The organism is Nocardia niwae NBRC 108934 = DSM 45340, from assembly GCF_001613465.1.
GTDB classification, from domain to species: Bacteria; Actinomycetota; Actinomycetes; order Mycobacteriales; family Mycobacteriaceae; genus Nocardia; species Nocardia niwae.
On sequence record NZ_BDCK01000019.1, the window covers coordinates 22,352 to 36,903 of the forward strand.

Consider the following 14,552-nt stretch of genomic DNA (forward strand, 5'->3'; position numbering starts at 1 on the left):
GCGGCAGAACGGGTCTGATCGCTGCCGGTGTTCTCGCGCTGGTGGTAGCGCTGGGTGTCGGTGTAGTGATCGGTGTCGTCGTCGGCGTCCGCAGCGACGAGTCCGCCACTTCCCCAACCCCGCTCATCACCTCGGCCACGTCCAGTGCGGCTCCGTCCACGTCATCCCGGCGAGACCCGGCGCCGGGGAACTATTCGATCAGTGGCATCACCAACGCGTGCGATCTCGTCGATCCCACGCCGCTGCACAGGTGGTCGTCCACCCCGAGGGAAGCGCCCCAGCATCGGGAGTTCCCGCCGAACGACTACGACGGCGGCAACCTGTACTGCGCCATCCGCTACACCAGCCCCTCCACGATCCCCGACGACGCCACCGTCGACGAAGCCGGCATCAGCCTGCAGGCCCAGTTCACCGGCGCCGACACCGCCCCGGCCTACGACGGTTGGCAACAAACCGACACCGGCTCCACCGGGGCGAGGCGGGCCTCCGGCGAGGTCACCGGAATCGGCACCGAGGGCTACTGGCATACCGCGACCACGGACACCGGCAACGCAATGACCTACATCCTGGGAGTGCAGGACAGCAATGTCTCGGTGCGCGTGGAAGTCGCCGTCCTGCGCGCGAAGGGCGAACCCCCGGTGAACCGGGAAGAACTCGCCACGATCGCCGAGAACCAAGCCCGCAGGGCGCTGGACGGCGTGCGGAAGACCTAGCACGCTCGTCTCACCCGCGGAACGGGTCGCGCGCCCGGGCCTGGCCGGGACCGTGCCCTCGAGTCGCGGCGGGCCGGGCTGGTCGGCGATGGCCGGTAGGTAACCGTTTGGACGGTGTCGGCCGTCATCGATCTTTCGGCGATACGCTGGGCACGGGTGAAAGGTGTACGCATGTTGCCTGCTCTCCGGAGACATGCTGGTGGGATCTCGCGCGAGCGATGACCGATGAAGATCCGCTGCGGACACGCCGTGAGGTGACAACTGCTCCCACGGCGGAGTTGGCTGCGGCCGGCTTCGAGAACGCGGTGAAGATCGGTCGAGGCGGTTTCGGCGTGGTGTATCGCTGTCGGCAGGTCGCGCTGGATCGGACGGTTGCCGTGAAGGTGCTGTCCGCGGAACTCGGCGCCGACAATCAGGCCCGGTTCACGCGGGAGCAGCGGGCGATGGGCAGGTTGACGGCGCATCCGAACATCGTCACCGTGCTGGAGACCGGCGCGACCGGCAGCGGGCAGCCTTATCTGGTGATGCCGTATCACCCGCTGAATTCGCTGGACGTGTGGATACGGCAGCACGGTCCGCTCCCTGTGGAGCGGGTGTTGTCGATCGGGGTGAAGATCGCCGGTGCACTGGCCAGCGCGCATCGCCTCGGTATCGTGCATCGGGACGTGAAACCGGGAAACATCTTGCTCACCGAGTACGGGGAGCCTGCGTTGACCGATTTCGGTATCGCGCACATCGCCGGCGGGTTCCAGACAGCCGCGGGCGTGGTGACCGGGTCGCCCGCGTTCACCGCACCGGAAGTGCTGGAAGGCGTCGATCCGACCCCGGCCGCGGATGTCTACGGGCTCGGCGCCACGCTGTTCTGTGCGCTGACCGGGTATGCCGCGTTCGAGCGGCGCAGCGGGGAGAACGTCGTGGCGCAGTTCGTCCGGATCTCCTCCCAGCCGGTCCCGGACCTACGGGAGGAAGGCATCCCCGAGGACGTGTCGTCGCTGGTGGAAGCCGCGATGAACCGCGACCGCCACGCGCGGCCCTCGGCCGCGGCGCTGGGAGAAGCGATCCGGCAGGTGCAGCAATGCCACGGATTCTCGGTCGGTGAGATGGCGTTGCTGGGCGAATCGGAGCACCGGGACGAGAAGCTGTCGTCGCGGGAGCGGCGTACGTCGACGGCCGCGCGAAGCCAGAGCGGCGAGCTGCCGCTGGAGTTGACCAGTTTCGTCGGCAGGCGCGCCGAAGTGTCGCAGCTGAAGAAACTGCTGTCGGCCTCACGGCTGGTGACGTTGACCGGCACCGGCGGTGTCGGCAAGACACGACTGGCGCTGCGCGCAGCGACACAGTTGCGCCGTGATTTCGCCGACGGGGTGTGGCTGGTCGAGCTGGCCGAGATGTCGGATCCGGCTCTGCTGGTCGACGTGGTCGCGGCCGCCCTCGGCGTACGGAGCCAGGCGGCCACGCCGCTGCTCGACGTTCTGATCGACTTCCTGAGCTCGCGCGAGACGCTGGTCGTGATCGACAACTGCGAGCACATGGTGGGGGCCGTAGCCGAGCTGACGGAGACATTGCTGCGGACTTGCCCGGACGTGCGGGTCCTGGCCACCAGCCGGGAACCGTTGAATATCGCCGGAGAGACGGTGCTGCGGGTGGCGCCGTTGCGGGTGCCGGACCCGGAACGGGAGCCGACCCTGGCGGGGTTGCCGCGCTTCGACGCGGTGACGTTGTTCGCCGACCGCGCCGCGGCCGCCGTGCCGGACTTCGAGCTCGACGAGGACAACAAGGCCGCCGTCGCCGGAATCTGCGCCCAAGTGGACGGGTTGCCGCTGGCGATCGAGCTGGCCGCGGCCCGGATGCGCACCATGTCGCCCGAGCAGATCCTGGCCCGGCTCACCGACCGGTACACGCTGCTCACCCGCGGCAGCCGCACCGCCCCCGCGCGGCAGCAAACGCTGCGGTGGTGCATCGCCTGGAGCTACGAGTTGTGCACCCGCGCCGAACAGCGGCTGTGGGCGCGGCTGTCGGTGTTCGCCGGCAGTTTCGAACTCGACGCGGCCGAAGAAGTCTGCGGTACCGACTTGATGGCACTCGACGCCGCGCACAGTCCGCTGGATGTGTTGTCGGCCCTCGTGGACAAATCGATCCTGATCCGGGAGGAATCGCATTCCGTCGTGCGTATCCGGATGCTCGAGACCTTGCGAGACTACGGCCGGGAAAAACTGCGGGAATCCGGCGAGGACGCCGAGCTGCGCCGCAGGCACCGCGACTGGTATCAACGGATGGCGCTGACCGCCGAAGCCGAGTGGATCAGCCCTCGGCAGCCCGACTGGATCGCGCGGCTCGAACGTGAACAACCCAACCTGCGCGAAGCGCTCGAAACCTGCCTGACCGACAACAGCCGGGCAGCGGCTGAAGCAGGGTTGCGCATCTGCTCGGCCCTGCACGAGTTCTGGAGCTTTCGCGGCCTGTATGGGGAAGGCCGATTCTGGATCGACCGCGTCCTCGCCCACCCCGGCGCGCAATCGGTACCCGGCCGCATCGGTGCCCTGCGCGCGGCCTGCGAAGTCGCCGCGCCGCAGGGGGATTTCCAGGCCGCGGCCGCGTTTCTGGCGGAGGGGCGAGCGCTCGCCGTCCAGGACTCCACCCCCGCCATCGAGGGACAGCTCGCCTACGCCGCCGGCATCGTCGCACTCGCCAGCGGCGAAGCGGCCGACGCCTCCTCGACCCTCGAACGAGCTGTCGAGATGCTCAGCTCGAACCAGACGGGCGAACTCTACGTCAGTGCGCTGGCCATCCTCGCCTGGTCGTACGAACTGCGCGGCGACATGACTCTTGCGGCCGAGCGCTACCGGCGCGTGCTTTCCATCACCGAAGCCCGAGGTGAACTGCTCTATCGTTCGACCGCGTTGCGCGGCTTGGGTGTCGCCGCATGGCAGCAGGGCGAGCGAGACCGTGCCCAGCGGTTGCTGAAAGAAGCATTACGAGTCAATCGGCGGCCGAATAGTCCGGTGCTCATCGCATTCGGGATCGAGGCGCTGGCCTGGACTGTCGCCGACCAGGGCGACGCGGAACGCGCCGCTGTGCTGCTGGGAGCCGCCCAGGGAAACTGGCTGGTGGGCGGCAGCGTGCGCGCGGTCTTGCTGAGCATGTCGCGCTTTCACAAAGAATGTGAGCGAATGACGCGCAGCGCCCTCGGTGCTCGCGCATTCGACGCCGCCCTCCGGCAAGGCCAAGCGATGGGAGCCGACGCCGCCGTCGCGTACGCGCTCGGGGAACAGCCTGCCGACGCGAGCGTCGCGTCGGGCCCCGCTGTGAGACTGACCAAGCGGGAGCGGCAGGTCGCCGACCTTGTCGCCCAGGGACTCAGCAACAAGCAGATCGCCAACAAATTGGTGGTTTCGCAACGCACCGTCCAGGGCCACGTCGAACACATCCTGACCAAACTCGGCTTCACCTCACGCACCCAGATCGCGGCCTGGATCGTCGAGCAAGCCCAGCAAGCGAGTTCCAGCTGATAACCGGAAGTGTGCGCGTGCCACGGCCAGAGTCTGCGCGCTGATCGCGTCCAGTGCCGAACCGGTAAACCATTGTTGAAGGTGTCGTCGGTGTCGAGCCACTGCCCAGGGGTGAGTCCGATGGTTTCGAGTCCGATGTCGTCGGTGCGGGGTGCGCGTCCCGTCGCGAGGAGCAGTTCGTCGGCGACGATTCGGCTGCCGTCGCCGAGAGTGACGTGCACACCGTCGTCCGGTCCGCCCGCCCGTTCGGCCCGGGCGATGGTGGTGGCGAAGCGGAGATCGGCGCCCGCGGCCCGCAGCCGGTCGGCGACCAGTTCCGCGGCGAAGGGCTCGACGCGGGTCAGCAGCCGGGACTCACGCGCGACGAGCGTGACCTGCGCGCCGAGCGCCTGCCAGGCCGTGGCCATCTCGGCGGCGACCACGCCCGCACCGAGAACGACCAGTCGGCCGGGCACCGCGCGGGCGCTGGTGGCCTCCCGGCTCGTCCACGCGCGCACCGTGTCCAGCCCCGGCAGCGACGGCAGCGCCGGTCGGGTGCCGGTGCACACGGCCACCGCGTGCCGGGCGGTGAGATTCAGTGTCGCGCCGTCCGGGGTCTCGACCGTCACCTGTCGTTCGCCGGTGATCCGCCCGTGCCCGCGCTCGAGGGCGATGCCCGCCGAGCCGAGCCAGTCGACCTGGTCGCGGTCGTTCCAGTCGGCGGACATGCGATCGCGGTGTTCCAGGACGGCCGCGGCGTCGAGGGGCCGGGTGAGCGCCGCGGCGACGCCCGGTACCCGGCGGGATTCGGCGTGCAGCAGAGCGGGGCGCAGCAGCGCTTTGCTGGGTTCGCAAGCCCAGTAGGAGCATTCGCCGCCGACCAGCTCGGCTTCCACGATAACGGTGCGCAGTCCGGCGGCGCTGGTTCGGTCGGCCACATTCTCGCCGACCGGGCCGGCCCCGAGGACCACGACGTCGTAGGTCCGAGAGTTCTCGTCTGTCATGACAGTGCTTTCGTCTCGGTCGTCAGCGGCCGGGTGCCCGCTGAGTGACTTCTTGCAGGAACCAGCTGTTGCCGTCGGGGTCGTGGAACGCCGCGAAGGAGCCGTAGCTGGCACGTCGCGGGTGCGCCCCGGCGACGCGCTGCGCGGTGCCCGCGTGGTGGAACACCCCGGTGGCGTCGCGGAACGGCCCCTCGACCTCGACGCCGCGTTCGCGCAGCTCGGCGATCGCCCGCTCGATATCGGTGACAATCAGGTGCAGCCCGTGCAGCGTGCCGGGGGCTGCGTTCGCCACACCGGTGCCGAAGATGATCGAGGCTTCCGAACCCGGCGGCGTCACTTGGACGACCCGGTATCCCTCGTCCACCGTGAAGTCGGCGTCGAGACGGAACCCGAGTCCGGTGTAGAAGTCCTTCGCGCGGTCGACGTCGGCGACGGGCAGCACGACGACTTCCAATTTCATGTCCACGATCGGTTTGTCCTGTTCTCGGGGTTATCGGTGCGCGCCCTGGGCGGCCTGTTCGATGACGTCGGCGACGACGTCGGGATGGGAGACGGCCACCGAATGCGAGGCGGCCACCTCGGTGACGTGCGCGTGGGCGCGTTCGGCCATGAACCGCTGGGCCGCGACGGGAATGTTGCGGTCCTCGGTGGTGATCACGTCCCAGGTGGGCTTGTCGGTCCAGGCCGCCGCCGTGGCGGGCTCCGCGAGCGCGGATTGCGCGATGGGGCGTTGGGTGGCTGCCATGAGGGCCGCGCGATCGGCGGAGACGTCGGCGGCGAACTGGTCGTGGAACGCGTCCTGCCGGATGTAGAGGTCCTCACCCGCCGTGCCGCCGGCCCCGGTGGACGGAATGCGGCCCAGGGCAGCGGGCAGGGTCGAGCCGGGGTAGCGGCCGGTGAGATCGAGCGCGGTCTCCCCGGGGGCGGGCAGGAATGCCGCCACATAGACGAGTGCTTCGACGTGGGGATCGCCTGCCGCCGCCGCGCTGATCACCGAGCCGCCGTAGGAGTGCCCGACCAGGATGACGGGTCCGTCGATGGTGCCGAGCAGTGCTTTCAAGGCGGCGGCGTCGGCTGCGGGTCCGCGCAGTGGATTCGCCGCGGCGACAACGCGATACCGGTCGTGGCCGAGGCGCTCGATGACCTCGTTCCAGCTCGAACCGTCGGCGAAGGCTCCGTGTTCGAGGACGATGGTCGGTCGTGTCGCGTCCGGCGTGGGGCCGGCGTGGGTGGTGGTGCTCGAGGTGCAAGCCACGACCAACGCGCCCCCGGCGACGACGGCCGCCAGCGCGGTCGCCGCGCGAGCGAGCCGGGGGATACGGACGCCGCTGCGTCGGGTGTCTTTCATGATGGTCTCGCTTCGGTGGATGAGTCAGGGAGAGGTCAGGCGGCATGCAGCGGGCCGGCGAAGGATTTGCGCAGTGCGGAAGGGCCGACCAGGGGCAGCAGCACGGCCAGGGCCCGGCCCTTGAGAGTGCGCGGCGTGCGGAGCAATTCGACCTCGACGCGGGAGCCTTCGTTGTCTGGCACCGCCCGGAAAACCCAGCCGCCGCCCGCGCCGAAGAGCTTGGAGTCCAGCGTGCTGATCCTGACGGTGTCGCCCCCCGGCTCCCACTCGTAGCGTGCGCGCTCCCAGGCGGCCGCGGTGCCCTCGGTGACCTCGGCCCAGGTCTCGCCGCGGTCGTGCACGACGAAGTGCTCGGCGTCGATGGTCGGCCACGCATCGGTGCGGCCCGGGCCGAAGTCGGTCAGCACCCGCACGACCTCGGCCGGAGAGAGGGTGGACTGCAAATGGAAACGGACCGTGGTCATGAGGTTGCTCCTGGGCATTGGTGCGAAGTCCGGACGGGGCGGGACGCGACGTCCGATGGCCCGGCGGGCGGGCCGCGCCGCCGGCCCGCGGGGTGCGGTTCCGGCTGCCTGTCGAGCATCGCCGCCGAGGGCGCGGCACCGAATCCGTCGGATGACGTAGCGGTGACGTATCTTCTGCGGCTTCTCGGCGGCTCGTGCCGGGCGCGCGAGCGGTCGAATGACGTCGGTATTGCCGCTGCGGCAAGGCGTCGTCGCTCCGGAACCGACCGGTTAGTCTTGCCGCACGCGCGAGAGGAGCGACCGACATGGAGTCATGTGCCGCGGCGATGGTGGGCCGCGACGACGAGCGGGCGCAGCTTTCCTCGTTCGTGACAGCCCCGGGTGGCAGGTCCCTGATCCTGCGTGGCGAAACCGGTGTCGGAAAGAGTGCTCTGCTCGCCCACGCCGCCGAACTGGCGGAGCGTGCCGAGCATGCGGTCCTGCGCGTGACCGGCGTCGAAGCCGAATCCGAATTGCCCTACGCGGGACTGCATCAGTTCCTGTATCCGCTGCTGACACACGCGCGCGACCTCGACGAGGGTTCGCGCGCCGCGTTCGACGCCGTCTTCGGGCAGCGAGCCGGGGACCCGCCCTCGGTCATGACGCTGGGTATCGCCGTGCTCAACCTGCTCGCCGCGGCCGCGCGGGAGCGGCCGCTGCTGCTGGTTCTCGACGACGGCCAGTGGCTGGACACCGCCAGCGCCGAGGTGTGCGGTTTCGTCGGACGCAGGCTCACCGGCAGCGCGGTGAAGATGCTGATCGCACTGCGTGCCGACATCCCCTCTCGGCTGGATACCGCCGCCCTGCCCGAGACCGCGATCCCGCCGTTGTCCGAACAGGCCGCGGCCCGCCTGCTGGATCAGCGCCACCCGGGACTGAACGCGCGTACTCGCCGCCTCACCCTCGAGCACGCGCGCGGCAACGCACTGGCGCTGCTGGAGCTGCCCGCGTACATCGTGGGCGCAGCGGACACCTCGGACGACGTCATCGATGAGCTCGCGGTCCCGCTGCCGAAACGGTTGCAGCGCTTGTACAGCGGGCGGATCACGGCGCTCCCGGAGACCGTGCGCGCGGAGCTGCTGAAGGGCGCGCTCGACGGCGTGGGTGCGCGCGCCGGCGCGACCGTGGGGCCGGCGAGCCGCTACCGGATGCGCGACGCCGAGGAGGCGGTGCGCAGTGGGCTACTCGAAATCGATTTGCGCACAGGTGATTTCATTTTCCGGCATCCGCTCGTGCGTTCGGCGGTGGTCCAGCTGGCCACGCCCAACCAGCGGCGGGCCGCGCACGCCGCGCTGGCGCGAGTGCACCGTGACGACGTCGAGCGCCGGGCCAAGCATCTGGCGGCGGCCACCATCGATCCCGACGAGCAGGTAGCGGCGGCGCTGGAGGCGGCGGCCGAATCGGCGACCCGTCGCGGCGGGGCGATGGCGGCGGTGGCATGGCTGACCCGCGCGGCTCAGCTCAGCGAGTGCCACGAGGACCGTTCGCGCCGCCTCGGCGACGCTGCTTTCGTCGCCGGGCACGCGGCCCGGCTGGGGCAGGCGCAGCGGATCGTGCAGTCGGATCCGGCCCCGGGCGGGAACGAGTCGCCGGCCGCGGTGCTGGCCTCGGTGTACTCGGCGCTGTATCAGGACGGTGATGTACGCACCTCGCACCGCCGCGTATCGGCCGCGATCGAAGAGTTGTCCGCCCGGGGCGCGCGCGAGCAGCCGGAGGTACTGGTCCGGCTGGTCAACCTGCTGCTGGCGATCAGTCAGTACGCCGGCGACGCCGGGATGTGGACCAGCACCCGTGACCTGCTCGCCGGAATGGGCGAACTGCTGCCGCCGCGTTCGCGGATCTACCGCGACTCGTGGAGCGATGTGGTGCGCCACGGCGCCGGCGTGGCGCCGCGCGTGGAGTCGGCCGCGGCGCGGCTGGCGGAGCTGGAACCGTGGGACGTCACCCGGTTGGCGGTCTCGTCCTACCATTTGGACATCGCCGTGGATTACCGCCCGCATCTGCAGCGGATCGTGGACCGCGAACTGGAGACCGGCGCGGTGGCCAGCGGCATCGTCATGCTGCACCTGATCATGCTCGATCAAACGCTGACCGGCGAATGGGAGGAAGCCGAGCGCACCGGACTGCGGTCGCTGCGGCGGGCCGTCGACCTGGGCTACGACCTGTTCGCCCACCAGAGCCGCGGCTACCTCGCCCAGCTGGCGGCGTTGCGCGGGCGCCTCGACGAGGCCCGCGAGCTGCAGGCGGTGGTCGATTCCTGGGCGCGGCCGCGCGGCCTCGGATTCCTCACCCAGGCCGCCGATGCCGCGGGCACGACCGCGGCGCTCACCGCAGGCGATTTCGAGGCGGCCTATCTGCACGCCATCGGCATCACACCCCCGGGCGAGTTCGCGCCGTACGCCTATCAGGCTTCGCGCAGCCTGCTGGACCTGGTCGAAGCCGCCGTGCACACCGGGCGCGCCGAGGAGGCGCGCGCCCACGCTGCCGCCGCGTGGGACGCCGGCCTGCCCGCGATCTCTCCGCGCCTGGCGATTCTCACCTTCGGCGCCACGGCGATGACCGCCGACGACGACGCGCGCGCCGCCGATATGGTGGCTCGTGCCGAAAACCATCCCTCGGCATCGCGTTTCCCCTTCGAGCTGGCACGGATCCGGTCGGCGCACGGGCTTCGGCTCCGGCACGCCAACAGCAGGACGGCGGCCAGGCACCATCTGTCGGCGGCCGCGGCGTCGTTCGATCGGCTCGGCGCTGTGGCGTGGGCCGAACGCGCGCGGGCCGAACTGCGTCCGCTCGGCGTCAGCGGGGCCGGGGCAGCCGCGGAGCCCGCCACGCTGACCTGGCAGGAGCGCCGGATCGCCGATCTGGCGGCAGCAGGACTGACCAACAAGGAGATCGGCGCACAGCTGCACCTGTCGCCGCGGACCGTCGGCTCGCACCTGTACCGGATCTTCCCGAAACTGGGCATCACGACCCGCGCCGCCCTCCGCGACGCGCTCACCCGTGAGACCCCTTCGCCGCAGGGGCAAGCGGCGGGTAGCCCTCAGAACTGAGCGCCGCCCGCTTCGGCCGGGATCCCGTGGTCGGTCAGCCAGCCGAGGACATGCTCGGCGATCCCATGCCACCCGCTGTCGATCACCAGGGAATGCCCGCGGTCGGCGAACTGCGCGAGCTCGCTAACCGCTACGGAGTCGCCGTAGCGCTTGTACATCGCCCGCGTCATCGAGTCGGGCGCCAGGCGATCCTCCTGCCCGGAGACCAACAGCAACGGTCCGCGGTCCCGGTTGCCGGTGTCCACCGGCAGGCCCGGCTGCCCGGCTGCGCTTCGTGCGGCGATGTCACCGAGCAGCCGCTGGGGCATGGGTACGACGTGCCGGCCGTAGAGCGCGGTGGCCTCGCCCGCATCGACCGCGTTGGCGTAGATCTCCCGGAATGCGCTGCGGGACAAGCGGCCCGGCTCGCCGGGGGATTCCGGTACGGCCGGCCACGCGACGACCGGCCCGGTGAGATCGCCGGGCGGCAGCGGCGCCAGTGCTACGGCCGCCCGAGCCAGGTTCGCGCCGAGCAGATGCTGGGCGATCAGGCCGCCGACACAGTGGCCGATGAGCACCGGGGGCGTGTCGAACGAGCGCGCGACGCGCGCGTAGTGGGCGGTCAGTGCCGCCAGCCCGAGACCGCGCCACCCGGAAGGATCGGCGCGGGTCGCGGCTACGGTGTCCGGCTCACCCGGCCACCGGGGAGCGCTCACCGCGTACCCCCGGCTCGTGAGAGACCGGGTCCACCCTTGCCACGACGACGCGTGCAACCACGCCCCGTGCAGCAACAACACGGGTGTTCGACGCGCCGGGCTCACAGGTGGTCGGCGTCGATGATCGCCTGGGCGAAGGGTTTCGGGGCCTCCTGTGGCACGTTGTGCCCGATGCCGTCGAGCACCCGATGCTGGTATCGGCCGGTGAACCTGCCGCGGTAGGCCGCGCCGTCCTTACCCGCGCCGTCGAAGTCGCTGGCCAGCGTGATGGTGGGCACGGCGATGGGCGGAGCGGCCGCGAGTTGCTGCTCGTAGCCGTCGTACTGGGGTTCGCCGGGCGCCAGCCCCAGGCGCCAGCGGTAGTTGTGGATGACGATGTCGACGTGGTCGGGGTTGTCGAACGCCGCCGCGCTGCGGTCGTAGGTGGCGTCGTCGAAGTTCCACTGCGGCGAGGCGTTGCGCCAGATCAACTTGTTGAAGTCGTGCCGGTTGCGGGCGTAGCCGAGGCGGCCGCGCTCGGTGGCGAAGTAGTACTGATACCACCAGCCGAGTTCGGCCTGCGGGGACAGCGGCTGCTGGTTGCCGGTCAGCGAGGTGACCAGGTATCCGCTCACCGAGACCAGGGCGCGGCAGCGTTGCGGCCACAGCGCGGCAACGATGTCGGCGGTGCGCGAGCCCCAGTCGAATCCGCCGAGGATCGCCGCGTCGATTCCCAGCGCGTCCATGAGATCGACGACGTCGCGGGCGATCGCCGACTGCTGGCCGTTGCGGACGGTCCGCTCGGACCGGAACGTTGTCGGCCCGTAACCGCGCAGGTAGGGCACGATCACTCGGTAACCGGCCGTCGCGAGCAGCGGCCCGACGTCGGCGTAGCTGAAGGCGTCGTACGGCCAGCCGTGCAGCAGCAGCACCGGTGTGCCGGTGGCGGGGCCGTACTCGACGTAACCGACGTTCAGCAGCCCCGCTTCGATCTGCTCGACCGGGCCGAGGGTTGTATGCGCTCCCGCCCCGGCGCGCAGGGCCGCGCCCGCCGGTGCGGCGGCGGGCGTCGACTCCGCGGCCGAGCAGGCGGCGAGCGAGCCGGCGGCCACCCCTGCGGCGCCCACCGCCAGCGCTCCGCCGAACAATCGTCGTCTGTTGATGTCCATCGCAACTCCCTCGGAAGGTTCCGGCCCCTGACCGCATCCGGTCGCCATCGACGCTAGGCAGCGCCCGTATCCCGGCGCGTCTGTCGGATGACGTAATCGATGACTGCCGCTGCCGCACGGATGACTGTCGGTCATCGCCGCGACCGGCACCGCAGCGCAGTCGGCCTGGGCGGCTCCGCCAGGACGCTGACCATCGGGAACGACCGAATCGAGTTCCGCCCTCTGCGTGTGGTCGGTCACTGATCCGCGATTACGCGAGGAGTTACCACTCGGGTGCGATGTGTCGATGGTTCCCTGGGCGAGGCCATGCGCGGGGAGCGCATCGAGAACGTACGTCGGATCCTCACCGGCAAAGCGCTCGGGGCGTCGGCTGCCGCCAGCGCTCGTCGGTGAGGTGCGCAGGCGCACCGCATCGCCGTCGGCAGCGACCGGTGCCAGTAGTCGGTGCAGCCAGGCCCTACCGGGTCACGATTTCCTCGCGGTCCCGCAGCCCGCGCAATGTGTCGCGAGACGAGCGATCACCCATTGCGCCCAGCACGGTCGCCGCCCGATGCGCACCGGACCAGAACTTCCGCCGGTCCCGACGGAGGCATCTGACGGCGCCAGATGGCGCGGAAGTTTCGCGTGAGCACCACGGTGTCGTCCACTCGCACTTCGGTGAGGGTTCCGTTGCCCAGGTCGGACGCCGCGACCAACCGGCTCAGCACCGCGGGTGCGACCCCGGCCCGGGCCGACGCGACGATGGTCGCGGCCGAGCCCAGTTCGGCGGCGGGACGGGCAGGCTGGCATGCCGCGCTCAGGATCTCCCAGACCGTGTCGCGGGTGCCGGAACCCGGCTCACGCCACAACAGGGGAGTGGTGGCGAGTTCACGCAACGTCACCGGCCGGCGGCGCCGGGCCCACGGATGGCCGGGCGCGACGACCACGACCAGTGCGTCCGCGCCGAGCACCCGACTGCCCATGCCGGGCGGCGGATGCGGTCCCTCGACGAAACCGACGTCCGCTCGACCGCTCCGGACCGATTCCGCGACCTGCCTGGTGTTGTCCACTTCGAGGGACACCGCCACCTCGGGATACGATTCGCGCAGGACGCCGAGCCACTGCGGGATCCTATGATCGGCAAGGGTTTTCGACGCCGCGATCCGCAGGTGCGGAACCTGGGCGGCGTGCAGGGCGGCCACGCCCGCGCCGAAGGCCCGCGCCGCGTCGAGCACAGCTCGCGCATACTCCACGACCGAGCGCCCGGCGTCGGTGAGCGCCGATCCGGTCGGGCCGCGATCCAGCAGTCGTAGTCGCAGCCGCCGTTCCAAGGCGCTGATCCGCATACTCGCCGCCGGCTGACTGATGCCGTGCCTGCGCCCGGCCGCGCCGAGGCTGCCCAGCTCCGCCACGGAGACGAGCAGGGCGAGCACCTCCAGATCAGGTGTCCCCGGCGGCAACGTCATGGGCAGATTATGAGCGGTCGGGGCGGCCAGGGATCGGGCGCCCCATCAGTGTGGCTTATGAGGTGCTGCCATCACGACAGCTACCGGAACGGGTGGTTTGCCGCGATCGTCTCGAAGATGACGATTGTTCGCCGGCATGGTCCCGGTCTTCTGGCGGCGGCCGGTATCGCCACCGCCGCGACATACGCGGGCACGGTGTGGCCCGCCCTCGGCGCGCCAGTGCTCGCGTTGACCGGTGGCGCGATATTCGGGGTGTTCGCGCGCCGAGCAGGGGACGAGCGTTTCGTGCCGGGCCTGGCCTCGGCGCAGGAGCGATTATTGGGTGCCGCCATCGTCGTGCTCGGGCTCGGCCTGCCCTTCGGCGCCGTCGTCAGCGTGGGCCGGAGCACCATACTCGTGCTGCTCGGCACGCTTGTCGTCGGCGCGCTGGCAGCGGTCGTCGCAGGCAGGCTGCTCGCGCTGGACCGGGAGTCGGCCATCCTGGTGGCGGTGGGCAGCACGATCTGCGGCGCTTCCGCCATCGCCGCCGCCACCGCTGTGCTGAAGCCCGATCGCGATCGCGTCGCCTACGCTCTGGGCACCATCTTCGTCTTCAATGTCGCCGCCGTGCTCGTCTACCCGCCACTGGGGCATCTGCTGGGCATGTCCGAAGAGGCGTTCGGCCTGTGGGCGGGCACCGCCATCAACGACACATCCTCGGTGCTGGCCGCCGGGGTGGCCTTCGGCTCCGGCGCAGCGCATTTCGCTGTCATCGTCAAGCTGGTCCGCAGCCTGGCGATCATTCCGATGTGTGTGGGGCTGTATCTCGGCGTCCGCCGTGACCGCGGCGGCGCCACTCCGCTGTGGCGCACCATCCCGCTGTTCGCCGTGCTGTTCGTCGCCGCGTCGGCCCTGGCCGCCACCGGCGTGATTCCCCCTTCCTGGACGCAGCCCCTGAGCCACCTCAGTGCCTGGTTGATCGCCGTAGTCCTGGCCGCCATCGGAACCACCCTCACGCCGCAGCGTCTGCGCACCGCGGGCCACCGTCCCCTGTTCTTCGGCGGGATCCTCGCCCTCACCCTTGGGATATCCAGTCTGGCCCTGCAACTCGCCACCGGTTGGAGGTAACGGTGATCCACGCGAAGGGCGCCGCCCGGGACCGGCCGCCGGGCGTGCCGTGCC

At 70.6% G+C, this 14,552-nt stretch carries 10 protein-coding genes and 1 pseudogene; 4 read left to right on the top strand and 7 right to left on the bottom strand.

Going from position 1 to position 14,552, the window contains the following annotated elements; all coding sequences use genetic code 11:
- The first annotated feature begins 41 nt into the window (after positions 1-41).
- Both NNI01S_RS11985 and NNI01S_RS11990 read left to right on the top strand, forming a co-directional pair.
- Positions 42-713 (top strand): hypothetical protein, encoded by a 672-nt coding sequence (locus NNI01S_RS11985; RefSeq protein ID WP_157114713.1) that lies wholly within the window; start codon positions 42-44, stop codon positions 711-713.
- 218 nt (positions 714-931) lie between these two features.
- Positions 932-4,219, top strand: coding sequence for a protein kinase domain-containing protein (locus NNI01S_RS11990; RefSeq protein WP_063020150.1), 3,288 nt, complete (start codon positions 932-934; stop codon positions 4,217-4,219).
- A gap of 92 nt (positions 4,220-4,311) precedes the next feature.
- Here the strand turns inward: NNI01S_RS11990 and NNI01S_RS33385 are convergent.
- The 4 genes and pseudogenes from NNI01S_RS33385 to NNI01S_RS12010 all read right to left on the bottom strand — a co-directional run.
- Positions 4,312-5,202, bottom strand: a pseudogene (locus tag NNI01S_RS33385) (FAD-dependent oxidoreductase); the annotation flags it as partial.
- A 22-nt stretch (positions 5,203-5,224) separates the two neighbouring features.
- Positions 5,225-5,662 carry a VOC family protein gene (locus NNI01S_RS12000; protein WP_218019184.1) on the bottom strand — a complete coding sequence of 146 codons (438 nt, stop codon included), beginning with the start codon at positions 5,660-5,662 and terminating at the stop codon, positions 5,225-5,227.
- A gap of 30 nt (positions 5,663-5,692) precedes the next feature.
- On the bottom strand, positions 5,693-6,550 hold the full coding sequence (locus tag NNI01S_RS12005) for an alpha/beta fold hydrolase (protein WP_063020153.1): 858 nt from the start codon (positions 6,548-6,550) through the stop codon (positions 5,693-5,695).
- A 35-nt stretch (positions 6,551-6,585) separates the two neighbouring features.
- Positions 6,586-7,014 (bottom strand): hypothetical protein, encoded by a 429-nt coding sequence (locus NNI01S_RS12010; RefSeq protein WP_063020154.1) that lies wholly within the window; start codon positions 7,012-7,014, stop codon positions 6,586-6,588.
- Between the two features lie 305 nt (positions 7,015-7,319).
- Between NNI01S_RS12010 and NNI01S_RS12015 the strand changes: the two genes are divergently transcribed.
- Positions 7,320-10,103, top strand: coding sequence for a helix-turn-helix transcriptional regulator (locus tag NNI01S_RS12015; RefSeq protein ID WP_063020155.1), 2,784 nt, complete (start codon positions 7,320-7,322; stop codon positions 10,101-10,103).
- On the opposite strand, the gene NNI01S_RS12020 is transcribed toward NNI01S_RS12015, so the two are convergent.
- From NNI01S_RS12020 to NNI01S_RS12030, 3 genes are all read right to left on the bottom strand, one after another.
- Complete coding sequence (locus NNI01S_RS12020) at positions 10,094-10,903, bottom strand: alpha/beta hydrolase (RefSeq protein WP_063020156.1); 810 nt, start codon at positions 10,901-10,903, stop codon at positions 10,094-10,096. The two genes, NNI01S_RS12015 and NNI01S_RS12020, sit on opposite strands and share 10 nt — an antisense overlap.
- Positions 10,900-11,946 (bottom strand): alpha/beta fold hydrolase, encoded by a 1,047-nt coding sequence (locus tag NNI01S_RS12025; protein WP_063020157.1) that lies wholly within the window; start codon positions 11,944-11,946, stop codon positions 10,900-10,902. The genes NNI01S_RS12020 and NNI01S_RS12025 overlap by 4 nt, the downstream gene beginning before the upstream one ends.
- Before the next feature lie 518 nt (positions 11,947-12,464).
- Positions 12,465-13,391 (bottom strand): LysR substrate-binding domain-containing protein, encoded by a 927-nt coding sequence (locus NNI01S_RS12030; RefSeq protein WP_063020158.1) that lies wholly within the window; start codon positions 13,389-13,391, stop codon positions 12,465-12,467.
- 117 nt (positions 13,392-13,508) lie between these two features.
- On the opposite strand from NNI01S_RS12030, the gene NNI01S_RS12035 reads away from it, so the two are divergent.
- Positions 13,509-14,498: a YeiH family protein gene (locus tag NNI01S_RS12035; RefSeq protein WP_063020159.1), complete on the top strand. Its 990-nt coding sequence runs from the start codon at positions 13,509-13,511 to the stop codon at positions 14,496-14,498.
- Positions 14,499-14,552 lie beyond the last annotated feature (54 nt).

Bases quoted from the DNA above. Each gene is read 5' to 3' on its own strand.
- NNI01S_RS11990 (WP_063020150.1), top strand. From the start codon at position 932: ATGACCGATGAAGATCCGCTGCGGACACGCCGTGAGGTGACAACTGCT.
- NNI01S_RS12000 (WP_218019184.1), bottom strand. From the start codon at position 5,662: ATGAAATTGGAAGTCGTCGTGCTGCCCGTCGCCGACGTCGACCGCGCG.
- NNI01S_RS12005 (WP_063020153.1), bottom strand. From the start codon at position 6,550: ATGAAAGACACCCGACGCAGCGGCGTCCGTATCCCCCGGCTCGCTCGC.
- NNI01S_RS12010 (WP_063020154.1), bottom strand. From the start codon at position 7,014: ATGACCACGGTCCGTTTCCATTTGCAGTCCACCCTCTCTCCGGCCGAG.
- NNI01S_RS12015 (WP_063020155.1), top strand. From the start codon at position 7,320: ATGGAGTCATGTGCCGCGGCGATGGTGGGCCGCGACGACGAGCGGGCG.
- NNI01S_RS12025 (WP_063020157.1), bottom strand. From the start codon at position 11,946: ATGGACATCAACAGACGACGATTGTTCGGCGGAGCGCTGGCGGTGGGC.
- NNI01S_RS12030 (WP_063020158.1), bottom strand. From the start codon at position 13,391: ATGACGTTGCCGCCGGGGACACCTGATCTGGAGGTGCTCGCCCTGCTC.
- NNI01S_RS12035 (WP_063020159.1), top strand. From the start codon at position 13,509: ATGACGATTGTTCGCCGGCATGGTCCCGGTCTTCTGGCGGCGGCCGGT.